This is a genomic window from Prescottella subtropica, from assembly GCF_005434945.1.
GTDB lineage: Bacteria > Actinomycetota > Actinomycetes > Mycobacteriales > Mycobacteriaceae > Prescottella > Prescottella subtropica.
In genome coordinates, this window is record NZ_SKCH01000010.1 from 104,692 (window position 1) to 131,391 (window position 26,700).

The following is a 26,700-nucleotide window of genomic DNA, read 5'->3' on the forward strand; positions in this document are numbered from 1 at the left end:
GTGGATTCGGCGAGCGCTGCACGAGACGACAGCGCCGCGGTCGGGGACCTTCCGCAGGGGGCGTTCCCCCTGTCTGCGGCGCAGCGGGGCATCTGGTTCGCCCAGCACACCGCCGGGGACGTGCCACTGAACATCGCCGAGTACATCTCGCTCGAGGGTGACGTCGACATCGATCTGCTCACCGAGGCGAGTGTCCGGGCCGGACGCGAGTTCGGTTCGGGGTTCCTGCGCCTGATCGAGGTGGACGGCCGCCCCTATCAGGTGGTGGACCGGTCGATCGACGATTCGGTGCAGTTTCTCGATTTCCGGGGCGACGCCGATCCGATGGCGTCGGCGCAGCAGTGGATGCGGGAGAACTACAGCACACCCGTCGATCTTCTCCACGACCGTCTCGTCGCCGTGTACCTGCTGCAGGTCGCCGACCGGCACTACCTCTGGTACGCGCGTATCCATCACATCGTGCTCGACGGATTCGGCGCGATGGCCCTCGAGCAGCGCATCGCCGACATCTACACGGCCCTGGTGAACGGTGTCGAACCGCCCGCGTCGGCGGCCGTCGAACTCGAGACGATCGTCGAGGACGATCAGGCGTACCGGGCGTCGACCCGGTTCGGTCGGGACCGGGACGCGTGGGTGGAGCGGACCCGGAATCTGCCCGATTCGCCGAGCCTGGCCGGGCGTAGTGCCCCCGTCGGCCGGTTCGCCCGGGTGGCGTCGGATCCGCTGCCCGCCGAGACCGAGGCCCTGCTCACCGAGCGGCTCGAGGTGACCAATTCGTCGGTGGCCCCGTACGCGGTCGGCGCGTTCGCTGCGTACCTGGCCAAGCTCACCGGCGTCACCGATGTGGTGCTGAGCCTGCCGGTGTCGGCGCGCACCACCGCGAAGCTGCGCAATTCGGGTGGCATGGTGTCCAATGTGGTGCCGCTGCGCCTGACGCTGTCCCCGGACATGACGGTCAGCGAGGTCGTCGCGGCCGCACAGGTGGAGATCGCGGGCGCCCTGCGCCGTCAGCGGTACCGCTACGAGGACATCCGCCGCGACGCGGGCTCCGCCAACGACCAGCGGGGCTTCTTCGGCCCGTCGGTGAACATCATGATGTTCCACAGCCAGGTCCGGCTCGGGGACGTGACCGGCACGTCGCACGTGCTCACCACCGGCCCGATCGACGACCTGTCGCTCAACATCTACCCGGCGTCCGCGGACAACCGCACCCACATCGACTTCGAGGCCAACCCGAACCTGTACACGTCCGAGGAGCTGGCCCGCCACCACGGCCGCTTCTTCGAGTTCTTCACCCGGTTCCTCGACGTCGCGGCCGACGACGTCGCGATCGGCACCGTCCCCGTGCTCGGGGACGGGGAGCGCGCGCAGGTCGTCGACGGCTGGAACGGCCCGGTCGCGGCTGCCGTCGAGGGTACGGTCGTGGACCGTTTCGCTGCCCGCGTCGCCGCCACCCCGGACGTGATCGGGTTCGTCGACGAGCACGGTGTGTCGACGTTCGCCGAGTTCGGTGCCCGCGTCAATAGGTTGGCCCGGCATCTCGTCGGGCTCGGTGTCGGACCGGAGACGAAGGTCGCGCTCGGCATCTCCCGGTCGACGGACGCGATGGTCGCGATGTACGCGGTGCTCGCCGCGGGCGGCGCGTACGTGCCGCTCGATCCGCACCATCCGGCCGAGCGCACCGCGTACGTGCTCGACAACGCGGCACCGCTGTGCGTGCTCACCCGCACCGGCGACCCGATCGCGCTGCCCGACGGTGTCCGCACCGTCGCGGTCGACGCACTCGACCTCACCGTCGGGGACGGTTCACCGCTCACCGACACCGACCGGATCGCCCCGCTGCGCCCCGGCAACCTCGCGTACGTGCTGTACACGTCCGGTTCGACGGGCAAGCCCAAGGGTGTCGCGGTGCCGCACGCGGCCGTGCTCAACCAGGTGTGTTGGCTCGCCGACCATTACGGTCTCGGCCCCGACGACGTCGTGCTGCAGAAGACACCGACGACGTTCGACGTGTCGGTGTGGGAGCTGTTCTCGGCGCCGATCTCCGGTGCCCGCCTGATCGTCGCCACCCCGGACGGGCACCGCGACCCCGACTACCTGGCCGACGTCATCGAACGGCACGCGGTGACGCTCACGTCGTTCGTGCCGTCGATGCTGGCGGTGTTCGTCGCCGGTGCCGCCCGCGGCCGCATCGCGAGCCTGCGCGCCGTGCTGGTGGCCGGTGAGGCGTTCCCGACGTCGCTGGCCGCCGAGTTCCGGGCCGTGTCGGGTGCCGAGATCCACAATCTGTACGGGCCGACGGAGTTCACCGTCCACGCCACCGAGTTCGCGGTCGAGGACGACGATCCGTCGGTCATCCCGATCGGCCGACCGGTCCGCAACAGCCGCGCGTACGTGCTCGACGCGCGGCTGCGTCCCGTTCCGGTGGGGGTGCCGGGTGAGCTGTATCTGGCGGGTGTGCAGGCGGCCCGCGGCTACGAGCTGCGCCCCGACCTGACCGCCGACCGGTTCGTCGCCGACCCGTTCGGCCCGGCCGGCAGCCGGCTGTACCGCACCGGAGACCTGGTGCGGTGGACCCCGGACGGCACCGTCGAATACCTGGGCCGCACCGACTTCCAGGTGAAGGTCCGTGGCCTGCGGATCGAGCTGGGCGAGATCGAGGCCGCGCTCGACACGCATCCGTCGGTCGCGCAGTCCGCGGTCGTCGTGCACGACGGTGATCTCGGGCAGCGGTTGGCCGCGTACGTCGTGCCCCGCACCGGTACCGACCTCGACATCGAGGTGCTGCGCACGCATGTCGCGGCGCTGGTGCCCGAGTACATGGTGCCGGACGCGGTCACGGTGCTCGCGGAGATGCCGGTCGGTAGCAGCGGCAAGCTGGACCGCACGGCCCTGCCGGAACCGGTGTTCGCGACCGTCACCAGCGAGTACATCGCGCCCCGCACCCCGATGGAGCGGGCGCTGGCCGACCTGATCGGGGGCATCCTCGGCATCGAGCGGATCAGTGTCGGCGACCCGTTCCTGGCGCTCGGCGGCGACAGCATCGTCGCGATCCAGGTCGCGTCCCGTGCCAAGGAGGCGGGGATCGCGATCAAGGCGCGGGACGTCTTCGAACGCAAGACCGTCGCCGCGCTCGCGGAGGTCGCCGAGTACCGCGCTGCCGCAGCCGCTCCCGTCGAGTCCCTCGAGGAACTGCCGGGCGGCGGTGTCGGCACGATGCCGGCCACCCCGGCCGTGTACTGGATGGCCGAGCAGGGCGACGACGTGCACCGGTTCGCGCAGGCGGTGCTGCTCGAGATCCCCACCGACGTCGACCACACCGGGCTGCTGCACACCGTCGGCTCGGTCCTGGACGGCCACCACCAGCTGCGGGCCCGTCTCGTCCGGGACGGCGACGACTGGACCGTGGAGGCGCGGCCGGTCGGCAGCGTCGACGTGGCGTCCGTCGTCGAACACGTCGTCACCGACGTGGCCGTCGGCAGTGCCGAGTTCGCGGCGCTGCTCGACGACGCCCTGCACCGGGCGAGCGACGCCCTGGATCCGGCGGCCGGGGAACTGGTGCGCTGTGTGTGGGTCACGTCGTCGGACGCGATCCCGGTGGAGCGGGCGTTCGCCCGGCTGCTCGTCGTGGTCCACCACCTCGCGGTCGACGGTGTCTCGTGGCGCATCCTGGTGCCCGACTTCACCGCCGCGTGGGCGCAGATCCGGTCCGGTCACGAGCCCGCCGCGTCGACGGAGGGCACGTCGTTCCGGCGGTGGGCGCACGGCCTGACCGCCAACGCCACCGCCGGCGCCCGCCGCGCCGAGCTGCCGTACTGGCGTTCGGTCCTCGGCGGCGACGACGCGCTGCTCGGCACCCGCGCCCTCGACGAGCGCGACACCGTCGAACACCTCGGTCGTGTCGAGGTGACGGTGCCCGTCGACGTCACCGAGGCGCTGCTCACCACGGTTCCGGCCGCCTACCGGGTCGGTGTGCCGGACGGGCTGCTCACCGCCCTGACCGCGGCCACGTCGGCGTGGCTCGCGGCCCGCGGCGAGACGCAGAACTCGGCGCTGGTCCTGCTCGAGGGCCACGGCCGTGAGGAGGACGCCCTCACCGGCGCCACACTCGACCACACCGTCGGCTGGTTCACCAGCATGTTCCCGGTGCGGCTCGATCTGGCGGGTGCGTCCGCGACGGATGTCCTCGCCGGCGGCGCCGCCACCGGCAGCGCCCTCAAGGCCGTCAAGGAGCAGTTGCTCACGGTGCCGCAGCGCGGCATCGGTTACGGGTTGCTGCGTTACGTGGATCCGCAGACCCGCGACGAACTGGCGGCCGCGCGCCGCCCGCAGATCGGCTTCAACTACCTCGGCCGTGTCGACGTCGGGGACGTCCCCGACGAGGTGCGCCCGCTGGCGTGGCTGCCGGACGTCGACACGATGGCGATGACCGGCACCCGCGGCGACGACATGCGGGTCGGTCTGGCTCTCGACATCAACGCGATGGTGACGAAGACGGCCGCCGGGTCGCAGCTGACGGCGACCGTCGACTTCCCGACCGGGGTCCTCGACGCCGCCGACGTCCGCGAGTTCACGGACCTGTGGGTGCGGGCGCTGACCGCGGTCACGTCGCACTGCGCGCGCCCGGATGCGGGCGGGCGCACCCCGTCCGAGCTGGATCTGGTGCGGGTGACGCAGCGCCGCATCGAGGAGCTCGAGGCGCGGTACCCGTCGCTGCAGGACGTGTGGTCGCTGGCCCCGCTGCAGGAGGGCCTGCTGTTCCACGCCGCCATCTCCGATGCCGGCACCGACGTGTACACCACACAGCTGGTGTTCGACCTGTCCGGCGCGATGGACGCGCCGCGGCTGCGGCGGGCCGCGGAGGCGTTCGTGGCCCGGCACGAGACGGTGCGCACCGCGTTCGAACTCGACGACGCCGGCACCGGCATGCAGATCGTCGTCGGCGACGTGGACGTGCCGTGGACCGAGGCGGATCTGAGCACGCTCGACGAGCCGGCCCGCACGGCCCGGGTCGACGAGCTGATCGCCGCGGCCCGCACCGAACGCTTCGACATGACGGCGCCGCCGCTCGTGCGGTTCCTGCTGATCCGCTTGCCGGACAACCGTTTCCGTTTCGTCGTCACCAACCATCACATCCTGTTCGACGGCTGGTCGCTGCCGATCCTGGTGCAGGACCTGCTCGGGCTGTACGCGCTCGACGGGGACGGGGCGATGCTGCCGCCGACCCGCTCGTACCGCAGCTACCTGGAGTGGCTGGGCGCCCGGGACACGCGGGCATCGCTCGCGGCATGGACGCAGGAACTCGCCGGTCTCGAGGAGTCGACGTTGCTCGCGCCGCACGCCGCGGACGCGCTCGACACCGCCGACGCCCCGGCCGACAGTGAACCGGCCGAGTCGACCGTGACGCTGCCCGACGCGCTGCTCGAGGCGCTCACCAAGCGCTCCCGCATGCTCGGGGTCACCATGAACACGCTCGTGCAGGCGGCGTGGGCCGTCGTGCTCGGCCGGCTGACCGGCCGCGACGACGTCGTGTTCGGCACCACGGTGTCGGGCCGGCCGCCCGAGGTGGACGGCGTCGAGAACATTCTCGGCCTGTTCATCAACACGCTGCCGGTACGGGTGCCGCTGCGTGACGACGAGACCGTCGACGCGCTGCTCGAACGGCTGCAGGGCCGACAGACCGGCCTGTTCGACCACCATCACGTGGGGCTGCCGCAGATCCAGGGCACCACCGGTCTGGGCACGCTGTTCGACACCCTGATGGTGTACGAGTCCTACCCGCTCGACCGGGAGGCGCTCACCCGCGCCGGTGGTATCGGCGGCCTGCAGGTGGAGGGTGTGACGTCCAACGACGCCACCCACTACCCGTTCGCGGTCGTCGCACTCACCGACGGGCAGCTGCACCTGAGTGCCAAGTACCGGTCGTCGCTGTTCACCGCCGACGAGGCCGCCACGATCATGGACCGGCTGGTGCGGGTACTCGACGTGGTCGCCACCGACGGCACCGTCCGGGTCGGCGACATCGACGTGCTCGATCCGGCCGAGCGGGCCCGGCTGTGCGCCGTTCGCGGAGCCGACGTGTCCGAGCCCCTGCTGCTGCCGGAGATCCTCGCGGCGGCGGTCGCGGCGAACCCGGACGGTGCGGCGCTGGTCGCCGACGGCACCGAGTGGACGTACCGGGAACTCGACGAGCACTCCAACCGGCTCGCCCGGGTCCTGATCGATCGTGGTGTCGGACCGGAAACTGCTGTGGCGCTGGGGATGACCCGGTCGCGGCAGTCGGTGTCGGCGACGTGGGCGGTCGCGAAGGCCGGCGGCTTCTTCGTGCCGGTCGACCCACGCTACCCGACCGATCGGGTGGCGTTCACGATCGCCGATTCCGGTGCGGTGCTGGGCCTTTCGGTCGGTGCCGAGGGTCTGGACCTGCCGGCCGCCGTCGACTGGCTCGCGCTGGACTCGGACGAGTGCGCGCAGGCGTGCGCGGCGGCGTCGCCCGCGGCGGTCACCGACGCGGACCGGCGGACCCCGCTGCGGGTCGCGAACACCGCCTACATGATCTACACGTCCGGGACCACCGGACAGCCGAAGGGCGTCGCCGTCACCCATGCGGGTCTGGCGTACTTCGCGGCGGAGCAGCGGGAGCGCTACGGCATCACGCCGGCGGCGCGGACCCTGCACTTCGCGTCCCCGAGCTTCGACGCGTCGGTGCTCGAACTGCTGCTCGCGTTCGGGTGCGGTGCCACGATGGTCGTCGCCCCGGCCGACGTGTACGGCGGCACCGAACTGCACGACTTCCTGGCCGAGCACGCCGTCACGCACGCGTTCGTCACCCCGGCCGCGCTCGCCTCGGTGGACCCGGCCGGTCTTCCGGCGCTGACCACCGTCGTGGTCGGCGGCGAGGCGTGCCCGCCGGAACTGGTGGACTCCTGGGGGGTCGGCCGGCGCCTGTTCAACGCGTACGGCCCCACCGAGTCGACCGTCATGAGCAACGTCAGCGCCCCGATGGTCCCGGGTGCGCCCGTCCGTATCGGCGGCCCGGTCCGCGGCCTGACCGTGTACGTCCTCGACACCGGTCTGCGGCCGGTCCCGGTCGGTGTCGCGGGTGAGCTGTACCTGTCGGGCCCGCAGTTGGCCCGCGGCTACCACGCCCGCGCCGGTCTGACCGCCGAGCGCATGGTCGCCGACCCGTTCGCGGCGCCGGGTGCCCGCATGTACCGCACCGGCGACGTGGTGCGGTTCGTGCCCGACGCCCGTCACCCGTCGGGGCTCGACGTCGAGTACGTGGGCCGCTCCGATTTCCAGGTGAAGGTGCGCGGTTTCCGCATCGAACTCGGCGAGATCGACGCCGTCCTCAACGCGCACCCGGATGTCGCGTTCGCGGCCACGCTGGGTGCGTCGACGCCGGCGGGGGAGACCGCGCTGGTGTCGTACGTACATGCCTCGGGTGACACCGACGGTGTCGTCCTCGACCCGGCCGCACTGACAACGTTCGTGGGCCGTTCGGTGCCGTCGCACATGGTGCCGAGCGTGATCGTGGTGCTGGACGAGATCCCGCTGACCCCGGCCGGGAAGCTGGACCGGCGCGCACTGCCGGAGCCCGACTTCACCGCCGTACGCGGCGAGACGGTCGCGGCCCGCACCCCGGGCGAGACGGCCGTGGCGGCCGTGTTCGCCGAGGTCCTCGGTCTCGCCGAGGTGAGCGTCGTCGACTCGTTCTTCGAGCTGGGCGGCAACTCGCTGCTGGCCACCAAGGTGGTCGCCGCGCTGCGCGCCGAGACCGGCACCGAGCTCGGGGTGCGGGACGTGTTCGAGGCCAAGACCGTCGAGGCGCTCGCGGCCCGGCTGGACGCGTCCGCCGGCACCGGCGGCGACCGCCCCGCACTGGCGCCGCGGCCGCGTCCGGAGCGGATCCCGGTGTCGATGGCGCAGCGCAGCATGTGGCTGCTCAACCGCCTCGACGTGGATTCTGCGGCCTACAACATTCCGCTCGCGGTCCGGCTGTCCGGCGACCTCGACGTGGCCGCGATGGCGGCCGCGGTCCGGGACGTCCTGGGCCGGCACGAGTCGCTGCGCACCGTGTTCCCGGAGTCGGTCGACGGCCCGTTCCAGCGGGTGCTGCCGGTCGACGAGGTCCCCGTCGACCTCGCGCCCGTGGACGTCACCGAGACCGAACTGCGTTCGTCCGTCGTCGATTTCGCGTCCCGCGGCTTCGATCTGACGGCCGTCGCGCCGGTCCGGATCCGGCTGCTGCGCACCGCACCCACCGAGTTCCTGCTGGTGCTCGTGGTGCACCACATCAGCGCCGACGGCGCCTCGCTGGCCCCGCTCGCGGTGGACGTGATGACCGCCTACCGGTCCCGCACCCGCGGGCAGGCGCCCGCCTGGTCGCCGCTGCCGGTGCAGTACGCCGACTTCGCGCTCTGGCAGCGCGAGGTCCTCGGCGACGCCGCCGACCCGGACTCGCGGGCGGCCGCGCAGATCGCGTACTGGACGGACGCCCTTGCCGGCGCCCCCGAGGTGCTCGAGCTGCCCACCGACCGTCCCCGCCCGGCGCGGGCGTCGGCGGCCGGCGCGTTCGTCGACTTCGAGGTCGGCGCCGAGCTGACCGCCGGCCTGCACGCGGTCGCCGCCCGGCACGAGGCGTCGACGTTCATGGTCGCGCACGCCGCGCTGGCGGCGCTGCTGTCCCGGCTCGCGAACACCGGGGACGTCGTGATCGGCACCCCGAACGCGTCGCGCACCGACCGGGCCCTGCATCCGATGGTCGGCATGTTCGTCAACTCGCTGGCCCTGCGCACCCGTATCGGGTCGGGCGAGTCGTTCGCCGACCTGCTCGGCCACACCCGCGAGCAGGATCTGGCGGCATTCGAGAACGCCGACGTCCCGTTCGAGGACATCGTCGGCGCGCTGAACGTGCGCCGCACGTCGGCGTACACGCCGGTGTTCCAGGTGATGCTCTCGTTCCAGAACAACCGGGTCGGCGCGCTCGAACTGCCGGGCCTGACCGTCGAGGTCCTCGAGGACCTCGCGGAGGGCGCCAAGTACGACCTCACCGTCACCCTCACCGAACGCGTCGACGCCGCCGGCCGTCCGGTCGCCTACTCGGGTCGTGTCACGTACGCGACCGATCTGTTCGACGCCGCGACCGCGTCCGCGCTCGCCGAGCGTTACGTCCGCGTCCTCGATACCGTCACCGCCGACCCGTCCACGGTCGTCGGTGACATCGACATCTTCACCGAGCACGAGAGAAACCAGTTGAGCCAGCCGCAGAATCGTCGTCCGCTGACCGTCCAGGAGCTCCCGCAACTGCTCGCGGCGGCTGTCGGGGTCGCACCGGACGCGGTCGCGGTCGCACACGACGGCATGCAGGTCACGTACCGCGAGTTCGACGACCGGCTGCGGATGCTGTCGGGGCCGATGGCCGAACGCGGCATGAGCCCGGACGCGATCGTGTCGGTGGTCCTCACCGGCCTGGTGCCGACGGTCATGATGGCGCCGCCGGCCGCGGACGGCCGGGACGGCTTCACCGTCGTCCTCGACCAGTTGCTCGCGGACGCCGCCGCCCTGGTCGGCGACATCGACCTGTCGGAGGTGGAGGCCACCGCGGTCGCGGCCGCCCCCGCTGCGGACGCCGATGCCCCGGGCCCGGAGGGGTGGCCGCTCGCCGACGCCGTCGCGCTGTGGCGCGGTCAGGTCGAGGCCGACCCGGACGCGGCCGTCGTCGTGGTCGACGGTGTCACCACCACCCGCCGTGAACTCGATCTGCGCACCGACCAGCTCGCGCACGCGCTGCTCGGCCGCGGTGTCGGACCGGACGATGTGGTGGCGCTGCTGGTGCCGCGCTCGCTGGACTGGGTGGTCGGCATGCTCGCGGCGTGGAAGATCGGTGCCGCCTACTGCCCGTTCGACCAGTCGTGGGCCCTCGACCGGATCACCGGTCTGGTCACCGACGTCCGCGCGAAGGCGGTCGTGACGACGTCGGCGTGGGCGGATCTGGGATCGGCGAGCTTCGATCCGATCGTGCTCGACGACCCGGCCACCGCCGCGACCCTCGCCGGCTACCCGCAGGGGCTGCCGGTCACCGACCCGTGGTCCGGCCCGCACGCGGGCGCGCGGATCGCGTACGTCATCACCACGTCCGGGTCGACGGGCCGGCCGAAGCCGACGATGGTGCCGATGCTGGGCGTGTCCAACACGTTCCAGTGGTACCGCCGGGAACTGGCGTTCGAGGCGGGCACCGGGGTGCTGGGCGCCAACTCGCCGCTGTTCGACCAGACGCAGAAGAACATCTGGGTCTCGATCGGGTTCGGGGGTGTGCTGTATCTCGCGCCGGACGGCTTCGATCCGCTGGCGATCCTGAAGATCGTCGACACCGGCGACGTCGCGGTCGCGAACATGGCGCCGAGTGCGTTCGAGGTCCTCGCCGATGTCCAGAAGGACACCGGCATGGGATCGGTCCTGACGAAGCTGTCGGCGGTGGTGCTCGGCGGCGAGCTGATCCGCCCCGCGGCCACCGCACCGCTGATCGGGTCGTCGACCCGCATGATCAACACGTACGGTCCGACGGAGACGTCGGACACCACGTCCTGCTACGAGGTGGACCTGTCGGCGACCGACGCCGAGGACGGCCCGATCCCGTTCGGCACCGCGTTCGAGGGTGTCACCTACTACGTGCTCGACGACCGGATGCGGCGGGTGCCGCGCGGTGTGACCGGTGAGCTGTACATCGGCGGCCAGGTGGTGGGCCGCGGCTACGGCGGTATGACCGCCACGACGGCCGCCCGGTTCGTCGCCGACCCGTTCGCCGCCCCCGGCGTCCGCATGTACCGCACCGGCGACCTGGTGCGGGAACGTGCCGACGGTCAGCCGATCTTCGTGGGCCGCACCGACTTCCAGGTGAAGCTACACGGTCTGCGGATCGAGCTCGGTGAGATCGAGACCGCGCTCACCGACGATGAGCAGGTGCTGCAGGCCATCGTCGTCGTGTTCGGTGAGGGAGATCAGGCGCGTCTGGCCGGCTATGTCACGGCTGCCGCGGGTGTCGCGCTCGACGCCGACGCCGTCCTCGCGCGGCTGCGCCGGACGCTGCCGTCGCACATGGTGCCCGAGGCGCTGGTCGTGCTGGGTGAGATGCCGCTCAACGCGAGCGGCAAGATCGACCGCAAGCAGCTGCCGGAACCGGAGTTCGTGGCCCGCGACATCGAGTTCGTGGCACCGCGCACCCCGCTCGAGGAGACCCTGGCCGCGGTGTTCGCCGACGCGCTCGGCATCGACCGGGTGGGCGTGACCACGTCACTGTTCGATCTGGGCGGCAACTCGCTCGCCGCCGCCCGCATCGCGGCCCGGGTCGCGGCCGCGACCGGCGCCACCGTCGGCATGCGGGAGTTGTTCGACGCCCCGACGGTCGCCGCACTCGCCGAGCACGTGCAGTCCCTCGGCGCGTCGACGCCGCGACCGGAACTGGTCGCCGCCGAGCGTCCCGACACGATTCCGCTGTCGCTCGCGCAGCAGCGGATGTGGCTGCTCAACCGGATCGACGCGTCGTCCCCGGCCTACAACATTCCGATCGTGCTGCGGATGAGGGGCGCTCTCGACGCCGCCGCGCTCGCCGGTGCGGTCCGCGACGTCGTGGCCCGGCACGAGGTGCTGCGCACCGTGTTCCCGGACGGGGCCGTGGACGGCCCGCACCAGGTGATCCTGCCGGTCGACGGTATCGACTTGGGTCTGGCGCCGGTCGAGACCACCGAGTCCGAGCTGACGGCCGCGGTCACCGCGGTCGCCGCCGCCGGCTTCGATCTGTCGACGTCGATCCCGGTGCGTGCGAAGCTGTTCCGTGTCGCGGCCGACGAGCACGTGCTCGTCGTCGTCACGCATCACATCGCGTCCGACGGTGGTTCGGCGCTCCCGCTGGCCCGTGATCTCATGCTCGCGTACGCCGCCCGCACCGAGAACCCGGGCGCCGTGGACGTCACCCCGGCGTGGCCGGTGCTGCCGGTGCAGTACGCCGATTTCGCGATCTGGCAGCGGGAGCTGCTCGGTGCGGTGACGGACTCGGAGTCCCTCGCCGCCCGGCAGGTCCGCTACTGGGCCGACGAGCTCGCCGGCCTGCCCGAGGTGCTCGAGCTGCCCACCGACCGCCCGCGCCCGCTGACCCGGGACATGCGCGGCGACGCCGTGCAGTTCGCGGTGCCCGCCGACCTGCACGCCCGCCTCGCGGAACTTGCTCGCGCGCAGGGTGTCTCGATGTTCATGGTGCTGCACGCGGCATTGGCCGTCACCCTCGGCCGGGTCGCGGCCACCGACGATCTCGCGATCGGCACCGCCGTGTCGGGTCGCGGTGACGCCGCCGTCGACGACCTCGTCGGCATGTTCGTCAACACCCTGGTGCTGCGCACCCGGCTGCGCACCGACGAGCCGTTCACGGCGCTGCTGGCCCGGGTGAAGGACACCGACCTGGCCGCGTTCGGCAACCTCGACGTGCCGTTCGAGCAGCTCGTCGACGAGCTGGCGCCGCCGCGCACCACGTCGCACACGCCGCTGTTCCAGGTGGTGCTCTCGCATCAGGCGGATGCGGTTCCGGCGCTCGAGTTCGCGGGCCTGGACGTCACCGCCGACGCCGTCGACGTGGGCTTCGCGAAGTTCGATCTCACGATCGATCTGGCCGAGTCGCACGGCGCCGAGGGTGTGCCCGCCGGTATCGCCGGTCATCTCGGGTTCGCCACCGACATCTTCGACGCCGGCACCGTCACGGCCCTCGCCGAGCGGTACGTGCGGGTGCTGCGTGCCGTCGCCGCGGACGCCGAGACCACCGTCGGTGCCGTGGAGGTGCTGTCCGACGCCGAACGCGCCGCCCTGGTGCCGGTGGACGGCCCGCGGGGTGACACCGCGCGGCCGCTGCACGAGCTGCTGGCGGCTGCGGTCGCGGCGAACCCGGACGGTGTCGCGATCGTCGACGGCGACCGGTCGCTGACCTACCGGGACCTCGACAACCGCTCCAACCGGCTCGCCCACCTGCTGATCTCGCAGGGGGTGCGCCCGGAAACGTTCGTGGCGCTGGGCATCACGCGGTCCATCGAATCGGTGCTCGGTGTCTGGGCGGTCGCCAAGGCCGGCGGCGCGTACGTGCCGGTCGACCCCGACTATCCGGCCGACCGCATCGCGCACGTCGTCTCCGACTCCGGTGCGCTGCTGGGCCTGACCGTGTCGACGGCCCGCGCCGCACTGCCCGCCGACGTGTCCTGGATCGACCTGGACACGCTCGCACTCGACGGCTTCCCCGACGCCCCGGTCACCGACACCGACCGGCTCGCCCCCGTACAGGTCGCCGACGCCGCCTACGTGATCTACACGTCCGGCACCACCGGCAAGCCCAAGGGCGTCGTGGTCACCCACGGCGGTCTCGCGAACTTCGCGCACGAGCAGCGGGAACGCTACGGCGTCACCGCGCAGTCGCGGACGCTGCACTTCGCGTCCCCGAGCTTCGACGCCTCCGTGCTCGAACTGCTGCTCGCGGTCGCCGCCGGCGCCACCATGGTGATCGCGCCGGCCGACGTGTACGGCGGCGAGGAGATGGCGGACTTCCTGCAGGTGGAGCGGCTGTCGCACGTCTTCATGACGCCGGCGGCACTGGCGTCGGTCGACCCGACGGGTCTGTCGTCGGTCACGCATGTGATCGTCGGCGGCGAGGCGTGGTTCGCGGACCTGTCCGCGAAGTGGGCGCCGGGCCGGTCGATGTTCAACGCGTACGGACCCACCGAAACCACGGTGGCGGCAAGCATTTCCGACGCCGTCCCGGCCGGGGTCGCCCCGACGCTGGGTGGACCGGTGCGGGGGCTCTCCCTCGTGATCCTCGACGCCCACCTGAACCCGGTGCCGGTCGGCACCCCCGGTGAGCTGTACGTGGCGGGTCCGGGCGTGGCCCGCGGCTACCACGAGCGTTTCGGGCTGACCGCGGCCCGGTTCGTCGCGAACCCGTTCGGGGAGCCGGGATCCCGGCTCTACCGCACCGGTGACGTGGTCCGCTGGACCCGAACCGATTCGGGCGCACTGGATCTCGAATACGTGGGCCGCTCCGACTTCCAGGTGAAGATCCGCGGCTTCCGCATCGAACTCGGCGAGATCGACCAGGTCCTCGGCACGCATCCGTCGGTGGACTTCGCGGCGGCGTCCGTCGCGAGGACCGGTGGCGGCGACCCGGTGCTGATCGCGCACGTCAAGGCGGTCGCCGGGGCCACGATCGACACCACCGCGCTGCTCGCGCACTGCCGGGAGTCGCTGCCCGGCTACATGGTGCCCACCGCGCTCGTCGTGATCGACGACGTGCCGCTCACCCCGACCGGCAAGCTGGATCGGGCGGCGCTGCCGGCGCCGGACCTGTCGGCGCTCACCGCCGAGCACCGGGACGCGGCCACCGCCACCGAGCGGGTCGTCGCCGACGTGTTCGCCGACGTCCTCGGCATCGACCGGGTCGGACGCGACGACGACTTCTTCGCGCTCGGCGGCAACTCGCTCATCGCCACCCGGGTCGCGGCCCGGGTCGGCGCGGCCCTCGGCATCGACCTCGCGGTCGGTGAGATCTTCCGCGCCTCGACCGTGCTCGCCCTGGCCGAGCGGATCGACGCCCACGGCACCGGCACCGGTTCCCGTCCGCCGCTGCGCCCGCAGGCGCGGCCGGAACGGATTCCGCTGACGCTCGCGCAGGAACCGATGTGGTACTCCAACCGCGTCGATCCCGGCTCGGCGGCCTACAACATTCCGCTGGCGCTGCGTCTGGACGGCGACCTCGACGTCGAGGCTCTCCGTGGCGCGCTCGCCGACGTCGTGGTCCGGCACGAGGCGCTGCGGACGGTGTTCCCGTCGTCGCCGGAGGGCCCGTACCAGGTGGTGCGGGACGTGGCCGACGTCGACCTGGAGCTGGCGGTGACGACGGTCGCCGACGAATCCGCTCTGACCGCAGCACTGTTCGCGGACGGCACCACCGGATTCGACGTGACCAAGCAGTTGCCGGTCCGGGCGTCCCTGTACCGGGTCGGCGACGCCGCACCGGCACAGCATGTGCTGCTGGTGGTGCTGCACCACATCGTCGCCGACGGTGGTTCGGTCGCGCCGCTCGCACGGGATCTGTTCACCGCGTACTACGGCCGCACCCAGGGGCAGTCCCCGGCGTGGGCGCCGCTGCCGGTGCAGATGGCCGACGTCGCGTTGTGGCAGCGGGACGTCCTCGGCTCCGTCGACGACACTCATTCGGCGATCGGGAAGCAGTTCGGGTACTGGGCCGAGCAGCTCACAGGCCTGCCGGACGTGCTGGATCTGCCGCTCGACCACCCGCGTGTCGCGGGCCGCACCGCGCAGCCGGGCCGGGTCGACGCGATCGTCGACCCGCAGCTGTGGGTCGCGGTCGACGCGCTCGGCCGCGCGCACGGGGCATCGGCGTTCATGGTCGCCCACGCGGTGTTCGCGACGCTGCTCGCCCGCATGAGCGGTGCCGAGGACATCGCCGTCGGTACCCCCGTCGGCGGTCGCGGTGATGCGGCCCTCGACGACCTGGTCGGCATGTTCGTCAACACGCTGGTGCTGCGCACGTCGGTGCCGCAGGACGCGTCGTTCGTGGACCTGCTCGAGGCGGCCCGTGACGGTGACCTGGCGGCGTTCGCGCACCAGGATCTGCCGTTCGCGACGCTCGTGGACCGGCTGGTGCCGCGTCGCCCGGCGACCCATTCGCCGCTCGTGCAGGTGATGCTGACGTTCCAGAACAACGAGGCCGCGCGCCTCGAACTGCCGGGACTGACGGTCTCCGCGCTCGAATCTCCGGACACGGCACCGAAGTTCGATCTCACGCTCGGTATCGACCAGCAGGGGTCGGACGCCGAGACCGGTACCCGCGTCCTGTTCGACTACGCGGCCGACCTGTTCGACGAGGCCACGATCACCGCGTACGCGGACCGGTTCCTGCGCATCCTGGCCGAGGTGACCGCCGACCCGTCGACGCTCGTGTGGGACATCGACCTGCGTTCGGACGACGAGCGCGCCGAGGCCGCGTCGGCGTCCGGTGCGTCGTCGCTGAGCAATCCGGCGGTGACCGCCGATCTGGCCGGCAAGCCGCTGCCCGAGCTGCTGGATGCCGCTGCGTCCGTCAACCCGGACGGGATCGCGCTGTCGCACAACGGTATCGACGTCACCTACCGGCAGTGGCACGACAAGTCGACGGAGCTGGCGACGACGCTCGCCGCCGTCGGTGTCGGCCCCGAGGCTGCGGTGACGGTCGCGTTGTCGACGCTGCTGCCGGGTCTGCTCGACGGCGCTGCCGGTGAGGATTTCGCGGAGCGGTTCGCGGGTCTGCTCGCGAACGTCATCGCCGAGGCCGACGTCGCCGGTGACGCCCGCGCACTCGTCGTCGACCCGCTCGGCGACTGGCACGATCAGGTGGCGGCCGATTCGTCGGCGATCGCGGTGGCCACCGCGGACGCGCACCTGACCCGCGCCGAACTCGACGACCGCGCGAACCGGCTGGCGGCGCTGCTCACCGAGCGCGGTGTCGGCCCGGACCGGGTCGTCGCGCTCGTCGTGCCCCGCTCGATCGAGTGGATCGTCGGCCTGCTCGCAACGTGGAAGGTCGGCGGCGCGTACGCGCCGATCGATCCGACGTACCCGCTCGACCGCATCCAGGCGATGATCGAGGACAGCGGTGCGTGCACCGTCGTGTCCACCACCGCCTGGGCCGACGCTGCCGACAGCGGCGTCGACGTGCTGGTCCTGGACACCCCGGAGACGACGGCCGCTCTGGCCGCGGCGCCCGCGGCCGGCCACGGCAACCCGTGGACGGCGCCGGGTGCGGGGGAGCGGCTGGCGTACGTGATCTCGACGTCCGGGTCGACCGGACGCCCGAAGCCGACGCTGGTGCCGATGCTCGGCTTCACCAACATGCTGTCGTGGTACCGGGAAGAGGCCGAACTGGCTTCCGGCACCGGGGTTCTCGTCACGTCCGCGCCGGGCTTCGACCTCACGCAGAAGAACGTGTGGGGGCCGCTGTCCACCGGCGGCACCGTGTACCTGGCCCCGGACGGTTTCGAGCCGCACGCGATCCTGCGGATGATCGCCGACCACGACGTGCACGTCACCAACATGGCGCCGAGCGCGTTCGAGGCGCTCGTCGATCTCGACACCGCCGACACGTTGGCGTCGCTGCGGATGATCTACCTGGGCGGCGAGGCCGTGAACGTGGCCCCGCTGACCGCGCTGCTGGAGCGCGGGGTGCGGATCGTCAACAGCTACGGACCGACCGAGGCGTCCGACGTCGTCGCCCGCTACGAGATCACCGCCGACGACGCCGCGCAGCACCTGCGGGTGCCCACCGGCACCCCCATCGACGGCGTGCTGCTGTACGTCCTCGATGCGCGACTGCGGCACGTCCCCAAGGGTGTGACCGGTGAGCTGTACGTCGGCGGCATCCAGGTGGGTCGCGGTTACGGCGGGCTGCCGAGCCTGACCGCGTCCCGGTTCACGGCCGACCCGTACTCGGCGCCGGGGCTGCGGATGTACCGCACCGGCGACCTGGTCCGCACCCGTCCGGACGGCACGCTGGAGTTCTTGGGCCGCACCGACTTCCAGGTGAAGATCCGTGGCCTGCGCGTCGAGCTCGGCGAGATCGAGTCGGCACTGCTCGGCCGCGTCGACGTGTACCAGTCGATCGTCGTCGTGCACGACACCGACGGTCTGCAGCGGCTCGTCGGTTACGTCGTCCCGGCCGGTGACGTGGCGGCCGTCGACCACGACGCCGCTCTCGCGGAGCTGCGTGGCACACTGCCCGCGCACATGGTGCCGGACCTGCTGGTGACGCTCGACGCGATGCCGCTCAACCCGAACGGCAAGGTCGACCGTAAGCGGCTGCCCGCGCCCGACTTCACGGCGCAGGCCGCGGAGTTCGTGGCCCCGCGCACCGCGCGGGAGGAACTGGTCGCGGACGTGTTCGCGGAGGTCCTCGGGATCGACCGGATCGGTGCCACCGACTCGTTCGCCGACCTGGGCGGAAACTCGCTCAGCGCCACCCGGGTCCAGGCGCGGCTCGAGGCCGCGTCCGGTATCGAGCTGACCGTGCGCGCGATCTTCGACAACCCCACCGTCGAGGATCTGGCCCTCGTCCTCGAACGCGAGTCTGCGTCGGCGCGGTCCACCGCACCGCTGGTCGCCGGACCGCGTCCGGAGCGGATTCCGCTGTCGCTCGCGCAGCAGCGCATGTGGTTCGTCAACCGGTTCGACACGTCGTCGCCGGCCTACAATCTGCCGCTCGTGCTGCGGGTCCGCGGCACCTTCGACGCCGACGCGATGCGCGCGGCCCTGCGGGACGTCCTGACCCGGCACGAGGCGCTGCGCACCGTGTTCCCGGAGACGGAAGACGGCCCGTACCAGTCGATCCGGGACGTCGCCGACGTGGCGCCGACCCTGGAACCGATCGTCGCCGACTCGGAGGCCGACGCGTTCGCGCGCGTGCAGGCCGTCGTCGCCGCCGGCTTCGACGTTACCGAATCGATCCCGGTCCGCGCCGAACTCGTGCGCATCGCCGCCGACGACCACGCTCTGGTCCTCGTCGTCCACCACATCTCGGCGGACGGCGCGTCGATGGCGCCGCTGTTCCGGGACATGGTGCTCGCGTACGCGGCCCGGTCCGCGGGCGAGCAGCCGGCCTTCGAGCCGCTGCCCGTGCAGTACGCCGACTTCGCGATCTGGCAGCGGGAGGTGCTCGGCGACGAACGCGACCCCGAGTCGCAGGCCGCCCGCCAGCTCGACTTCTGGAAGCAGACCCTCACCGGTCTGCCCGAGGTGCTGGATCTGCCCGCCGACCGGCCGCGGCCGTCGGTGCAGTCGCTGCGCGGCGGCACCCTGCACTTCACGATCGACGAGGACGTGCGCCGCGCCCTCGCCGATCTCGCGCACCGCCGCGGTGCGTCGCTGTTCATGGTGGTGCACGCGGCTCTCGCGGTACTCCTCGAACGCCTCAGCGGCACCGACGATCTCGCGATCGGTATCCCCGTCGCGGGCCGTGGCCGCCGCGAGACCGACGACCTGGTCGGCATGTTCGTCAACACGTTGGTGCTGCGCACCGAGGTGCATTCGGACGCGAGGTTCGTGGACCTGCTCACGCAGGTGCGGGGACGCACGTTCGACGCCCTCGCGCACGCCGACGTGCCGTTCGAGCGTCTCGTCGAGGTCCTCGACGTGCCGCGCTCCACCGCGCACCAGCCGCTGTTCCAGGTGGCGTTCGCGTACGGCGAGGACGCATCCGTTCCGGATCTGACGCTGCCCGGCACGTCCGTGAGCGTCGTCGAGGCGGACATCGAGTCCGCCAAGTTCGACCTGCAGCTGTCCATCGGCGAGAAGTCCGTCGACGGCGGCGCCGACGGGTTCGCGGCGTCGTTCACGTACGCCACCGACCTGTTCGACGAGTCCACCGTCGCGTCGTTCGCGGCGCGGTTCACCCGTGTGCTGTCCGCGATCGCCCGCGACGAGAGCGTCGTCGTCGGCGACATCGCGATCCTCGACGACACCGAGACCGCGGCCCTGGCCCCGGTCCGGGGTCTGCCGTCGCTGCCCGAGGCGACGCTGCCGGAGCTGCTGGCCGCCGGTGTCGCGCTCTCCCCGGACGGGGACGCGCTCCGGTTCGCAGGGGACAGCTGTACCTACCGTGAGCTCGACGAGCGCTCGAACCGGCTGGCGCGCACACTGATCGAGCGCGGTGTCGCGCCCGGTAGCTATGTGGGCCTCGCGATCACCCGCTCGATCGAGTCGATCCTCGCGGTGTGGGCCGTCGCGAAGGCCGGCGGCGCCTACCTGCCGATCGACCCCAAACTGCCCGCCGACCGCATCGCCGGCATGCTCGCCGACTCGGCGGCCGTGCTCACCCTCACGGTGGCACAGCACCTTTCGGTGCTGCCTGCGGATGCTGCGACGGTCGTCCTCGACGATCCCGCCACCGTCGCCGACATCGCGTCACGGCCGGCCGGCCCGGTCACCGACACCGACCGGGTGCGTCCGCTGCACGTCGACGACCCGGCGTACCTGATCTACACGTCCGGCTCCACCGGCACACCCAAGGGTGTCGTGGTCCCGCACCGCGGCCTGGCGAACCTCGCCGACCAGGTGCGCAGCCACTACGACGTGTCCGCCGACGCGCACTTCCTGCACGTCGCGTCGCCGAGCTTCGACACGTCCGTCGGTGAGATGCTCGCGACGTTCACCGCCGGCGCCACGCTCGTGATCGCCCCGGTCGACGTGTTCGGCGGCGAGGAACTCGCCGAACTCGTGCGGAGCGAAACAGTCACCCACATCGTCATGACGCCGACCGCGCTCATGACCGTCGACCCCACCGGGCTGGACTCCGTCCGCTCGGTGATCGTCGGCGGCGACGTGTGTACTCCCGAACTGGTCGCCAGGTGGGCGCCCGGCCGCGCATTCCGTAATGCGTACGGCCCCACCGAGGCCACCGTCATCGTCACCGTCACCGACCCGATCGCAGCCGGGCAGCCGGTCACGATCGGCGGCCCGCTGCGCGGCGTCGAATCACTGATCCTCGACGCCCGACTGCGGCCCGTCCCCGGCGGCGTGCCCGGCGAGCTGTACATCGCCGGACCGGCCGTCACCCGCGGCTACCACGCCCGCCCGTCGATGACGGCGTCCCGATTCGTCGCCAACCCGTACGGCGAGCCCGGGGACCGCATGTACCGCACCGGCGACGTGGTCCGCTGGACCGACGGCCATCACATCGACTACGTGGGGCGCTCCGACTTCCAGGTGAAGGTCCGCGGCCTGCGCGTCGAACTCGGCGAGATCGACGCGGCCCTCACCGCCGCCGGCGACCTCGAATTCGCGGTCACCACCGGCGTCGACGACCCGGCCGGGCAGACCGCGCTCGTCTCCTACGTCAAGGCCGCCGCCGGCGACACCGTCGATGTGGAGGCGTTGCGCGACACCCTGTCGAGCACCCTGCCGCCGTACATGGTGCCGGCGCAGATCCTCGTCCTCGACGAGGTGCCGCTCACCACGATCGGCAAACTCGACCGCACCCGCCTGCCGGAGCCGGTGTTCACCACCGTCGCCGCACAGTACGAGGCGCCGCGGCCCGGCATCGAGACCGCGGTCGCCGACACGTTCTCCGAACTCCTCGGACTCGACCGGGTCGGCCGCGACGACGACTGGTTCTCGCTCGGCGGCAACTCGCTCACCGCGACCCGTGTCGTCGCCCGCATCGGCCGGATCGTCGGCCGCCGGGTCGGCGTCCGCGTCCTGTTCGAGGCGCCCACCGTCGCCGCATTCGCGGCCGCCGTCGAGGCCACCGCCACCGACGACGTCCGGCCGGAGTTGCGGCCGATGCCGCGTCCGGACCGGATCCCGTTGTCGTACGCGCAGTCCCGGATGTGGTTCCTCAACCAGTTCGATCCGGCATCGTCGGCCTACAACATTCCGATGATCGTGAAGCTGTCGGGCACGTTGGATGTGGATGCCCTGCAGCATGCTGTTCGTGACGTGCTGCAGCGGCACGAGACGATGCGCACGGTCTACCCGGGCTCCCCGGACGGAGCTCATCAGGTGGTCCTGCCGGCCACGGGACTTCCCCTGGACCTGACCCCGATCCTGGTGGACGAGAACGAGCTTCGTGCCCGGCTCGTGACGATGGTGACCGACGGGTTCGACGTCACCGCCGACGTCCCGCCGATCCGGTTGGCCGTGTTCCAGCTCCGGGAACCCGCTGCGGAGCGGCAGACCTACGTGCTCGCGCTCGTCGCGCACCACATTTCGACCGACGGCGAGTCCGCGCGTCCGTTCGTCCAGGACGTGATGACCGCGTACATCGCCCGGTCGGCCGGCCAGGCACCGACGTTCGCGTCGATGCCGATCCAGTACGCGGACTACGCGATCTGGCAGCGAGCGATGCTCGGTGACGAGACGGACGCCACGAGTCTCATCTCCCGTCAGATCGACTTCTGGCGTACCACCCTTGCGGGCGTGCCCGACCTGCTGGAACTTCCGCTGGATCATCCGCGCCCGCCGATGCAGACCCTCCTCGGTGACCGGTTGGCGTTCACCGTCGATGCTGCACTGCGCCGCCGCATCACGGAGTTCGCGCGGACCCGCAATGCCACCGCATTCATGGTGGTGCATGCGGTGTTCGCGACGCTGCTCGCACGACTGTCCGGAAGCGACGACATCACGGTGGGCACCCCGGTCGCCGGCCGTGGCGAACCGGAACTCGATCCGATCGTCGGCATGTTCGTCAACACCCTCGCACTGCGGTTGCCGGTGCAGTCGCACACCACGTTCGCCGCACTGGTGGACACCGCCCGGGACGCGTCGCTGGGGGCCACGGCCCACGCCGACGTGCCGTTCGAGCGGCTCGTCGAGGTGCTCAACCCGGCGCGGTCGCTGGCGCATCACCCGATCTTCCAGGTCGGTTTCTCGTTCCAGAACATGGCGCAGGCGTCGCTGGAACTGCCCGGACTGACCGTCGAACCGTTCGATGTCGGCGGTGAGACGGCCCAGTTCGACCTGCATCTGATCGTCGGCGACGACGGCACCGACGCGCCGATGCCGGCGACGTTCACGTTCGCGACGGACCTGTTCGAGCGGTCCACCGTCGAGCGGTTCGCGGCGATGTTCGTGCGCTTGCTGGACGCGGCGGTCTCCGCCCCGGACACCGCGGTCGGCGACCTACCGATGCTCGACGCCGCCGAGACGGCCACCCTGGTCGCCGCCGTCGACGACACGGTGCATCCGTTGCCGGAGAGCACGCTCGTGGACCTGGTGGATGCGGCGGTCGCCGCCCACCCGGACGCGGTTGCACTCGACCTGGACGGTGTCGAACTCACCTACCGGGAGTTCGACACCCGGGTCAACCGGATCGCGCGCCACCTGATCGGTCGCGGCGTCGGCCCCGAGACGATGGTCGGCCTGGCGATGCCGCGTGGCGTGGACCTGATCGTCGGCATGTACGCGGTCGCCAAGGCCGGTGGCGCGTACCTGCCGATCGACCCCGACCATCCAGCTGACCGCACCGCATACGTGCTCGACAGTGCGGCACCGCTGTTCGTGCTGTCGACCGGTGACGTCACCGTCCCGCTGCCCGACGGCGTCGAGCGGGTCGACCTCGACCGCCTGGATCTGTCGGACACCGACGGCACCCCGGTCCGCGCAGCGGAACGCCGGACACCGTTGCGGGCGTCGAACACCGCGTACGTGATCTACACGTCCGGTTCGACCGGCAAGCCGAAGGGCGTCGCGGTTCCGCACGCCGCGATCTGCAACCAGCTGCGCTGGAAGCAGAACGAATACCGGTTGACCACCGGCGACGCCGTGCTGCTCAAGACCGCCGCCACCTTCGACCTGTCGGTGTGGGAGTTCTGGTGGGCGCTGACCGCGGGTGCCCGGCTCGTCGTCGCGGCACCCGACGGGCACCGCGACCCCGCGTACCTCGTCGATCTCGTGCAGCGTCGCCGTGTGACGACGGCCCACTTCGTCCCGTCGTTGCTGTCGGCGTTCGTCGCGGTCGCGCAGCCCGCGCAACTGCAGTCGCTGCGCCGGGTGCTGTGTATCGGTGAGGCGCTGCCCAGCGATGTCGTCGCCCGACTCCACACGCTCGTCGACGTCCCGGTGCACAACCTGTACGGCCCGACCGAAGCGGCCGTCTCGGTGACCTACCACGCCTGCACCGACTCCGAGCCCGACGGTGTCGTCTCGATCGGGCGCCCCGAATGGAATGTCCGGACGTACGTTCTCGACGCCCGGCTCCGGCCGGTCCCGGTCGGGGTCTCGGGCGAGCTGTACCTCGCCGGCATCCAGCTCGCGCGCGGCTACTTCGGTCGTCGCGATCTGACGTCCGAGCGGTTCGTGGCCGACCCGTACGGTGCACCGGGCAGCCGGATGTACCGCACCGGTGACGTGGTCCGCTGGAACACGTCCGGTGAGCTGGACTACGTCGGCCGCTCCGACTTCCAGGTGAAGGTGCGCGGTTTCCGTATCGAACTCGGGGAGATCGAACGCGCGCTGCTGGCACACCCGTCGGTGGCGCAGGCCGTCGTCGTGGTGCACCACGACCAGCTCGGGGAGAGGCTCGTCGGCTACGCGGTCCCGGAGGGCGACGGGAGCATCGACACCGCCGCCGTGCTGGCGGAGACCGCCCGTGTCGTCCCCGGCTACATGGTGCCGTCGGTTCTGCTGGTGCTGCCCGAGCTGCCGCTGAACATCAACGGCAAACTGGATCGAAAGGCGTTGCCGGCACCGGAGTTCGGGTCGATCACGAACACGTACCGGGCGCCGTCCACCCCGGTCGAGGAGATCGTCGCGAACGTGTTCGCCGATGTGCTCGGGGTGGACAAGGTCGGTGCGGACGACGAGTTCTTCGCCCTCGGCGGCAACTCGCTGGTCGGCACCCGTGTCGTCTCCCGGATCTCCGAGGCCCTCGGCCGTGTGGTGAGCGTGCGGGAACTGTTCGAGGCGCCCACCGTCGCCGGACTCGCAGCCCGGATCGAGCACGCCGCGGAATCGACGCGGCCCGCACTGGTCGCCGGACCGCGTCCGGAGCGGATTCCGCTCTCGGCCGCGCAGCGCCGGATGTGGTTCATCAACAAGTTCGACGAATCGTCGGCCGCGTACAACATTCCGTTGGCGATCCGGCTCAGCGGCGACCTGGACCCGGCCGTCCTGTCCCGCGCGTTCGCGGACGTCGTCGAACGGCACGAGAGCCTGCGCACCGTGTACCCGGATCGTGGGCACGGACCCGAACAGGTGATTACCACTGTCGGTGCGCCCGAGGACCTGCTGCCGGTGCAGGACGTCGCCGATGCGGCATCCATTGCCGGCGTCGTCACCGACATCGTGTCGCAGGGCTTCGACGTGGCCGCGGCGGTGCCGGTCCGGGCTCGTCTGCTGCGGGTGGCCGAGAACGAGCACGTGCTCGTGGTGGTGGCGCACCACATCGCCGCCGACGGTGCGTCGATGGCGCCGCTGGCGACCGACGTCATGGCCGCCTACGCGGCCCGGGCCACCGGGCAGGAGCCCCTGTGGGCGCCGTTGCCGGTGCAGTACCCGGATTTCGCGCTCTGGCAGAACACGCTGCTCGGTGACGACACCGACCCGGAGTCCCTGGCGCACACCCAGATCGAGTTCTGGAAGCAGTCCCTCGCGGACCTGCCGGACGTGCTGGCCCTGCCGACCGACCGTCCGCGGCCGATCGTGCGCAGCATGCGCGGTGCCCACGTCTCGTTCGGCATCGAGTCGCCGCTGCGGGAACGTCTCGACGCGATGGCGCGTGCCCGGGGGGCGTCACTGTTCATGGTGATGCACGCGGCGTTCGCGGCACTGCTCGCACGCACGAGTGGCACCGACGACATCGCGGTCGGTACCGCCGTGGCGGGCCGTGGTGACGCCGCGCTCGAGCCTCTGGTCGGCATGTTCGTCAACACTCTGGTGCTGCGGACGCCGGTCGCGCCGCAGCAGACGTTCACGGATCTACTCGATGATGTCCGTGGCCGGGATCTGGCCGCGTTCACGCACACCGACGTGCCGTTCGAGCAGTTGGTCGAGGTGCTCTCTCCGGAGCGGTCGACCGCGCATTCCCCGCTGTTCCAGGTGGCGTTGGCCTTCCAGAACACCGAACAGGCGCGGTTCGAGCTGCCCGGTCTGACCATCGAGGCGCTCGACGGCGGCATCGATGCCGCCAAGTTCGATCTGCAGCTCACCCTCGCCGACGGTCCGGACGGTGACGGTGCGATGGTCGGCGGACTCACGTACGCCACCGACCTGTGGGACGAAGCGAGCATGACGGTGCTCGCGGCCCGGTTCGTGCGCCTGCTCGACGGGATCGTGGCCGACCCGGATCTCGAGGTCGGCCGTATCGACCTGCTCGACGCCGCCGAGTGGTCGGATCTCGTGCCGGCCGACGGCGGGAAGGGCACGGACCCGGTTCTGCTGCCCGAGCTGCTGGCCGCCGCAGCGTCCGCGCGTCCGGATGCGGTCGCGCTGGTCACCGCCGACGGCGACCTCACCTACGCCGAACTCGACGCCCGCTCCACCCGGCTGGCACGGCTGCTCGTCGCCCGCGGTGCCGGACCGGAAACGGTTGTGGCCCTGGGTATGTCCCGGTCGCTGGAGTCGGTGACGGCAGTGTGGGCGGTCGCCAAGACCGGCGCCGCGTACGTGCCGGTCGACCCGACCTACCCGGCCGACCGCATCGAACACATGCTCGGCGACTCCGGCGCCCTGTTCGGTGTCACCGTGGCCGCATCCCGCGGCACCCTCACCGACACCGTCACCTGGCTCGAGATCGACGCCGCCGAGGTGCGCAGCGAACTCGAAGCACAGTCCGACACCCCGATCGCCGACGCGGACCGGACGGCCCCGCTGCGGATCGCGAACACCGCGTACATGATCTACACGTCCGGATCGACGGGCCTGCCCAAGGGCGTCGAGGTCACCCACCGTGGCCTGGCCGACATGGCCCGCGAGGCGATCGACGTCCTCGGCTCCGGCCCGGACCGCCGGGTGCTGCACGCGGCGTCCCCGAGCTTCGACGCGTCCGTGTTCGAGATGATGATGGCGTTCGCCGGCGGCGGCACCCTCGTGGTGTGCCCGCCCGGCGTGTACGGCGGCGACGAATTCGCCGACCTGCTCGAGTCTCGCGGCGTGGACCTGGCGTTCATGACGCCGTCCGTGCTG

General features: G+C 71.6%; 1 protein-coding gene (only partly in view). It reads left to right on the plus strand.

All coding sequences use genetic code 11. From position 1 onward, the window contains the following. On the plus strand, positions 1-26,700 hold the 5' portion of the coding sequence (locus E0497_RS11720) for a non-ribosomal peptide synthase/polyketide synthase (RefSeq protein ID WP_137724971.1). 7,050 nt of this gene lie beyond the right edge of the window; the window shows 26,700 of its 33,750 coding nt (coding positions 1-26,700); its start codon is at positions 1-3; its stop codon lies off the right edge, out of view.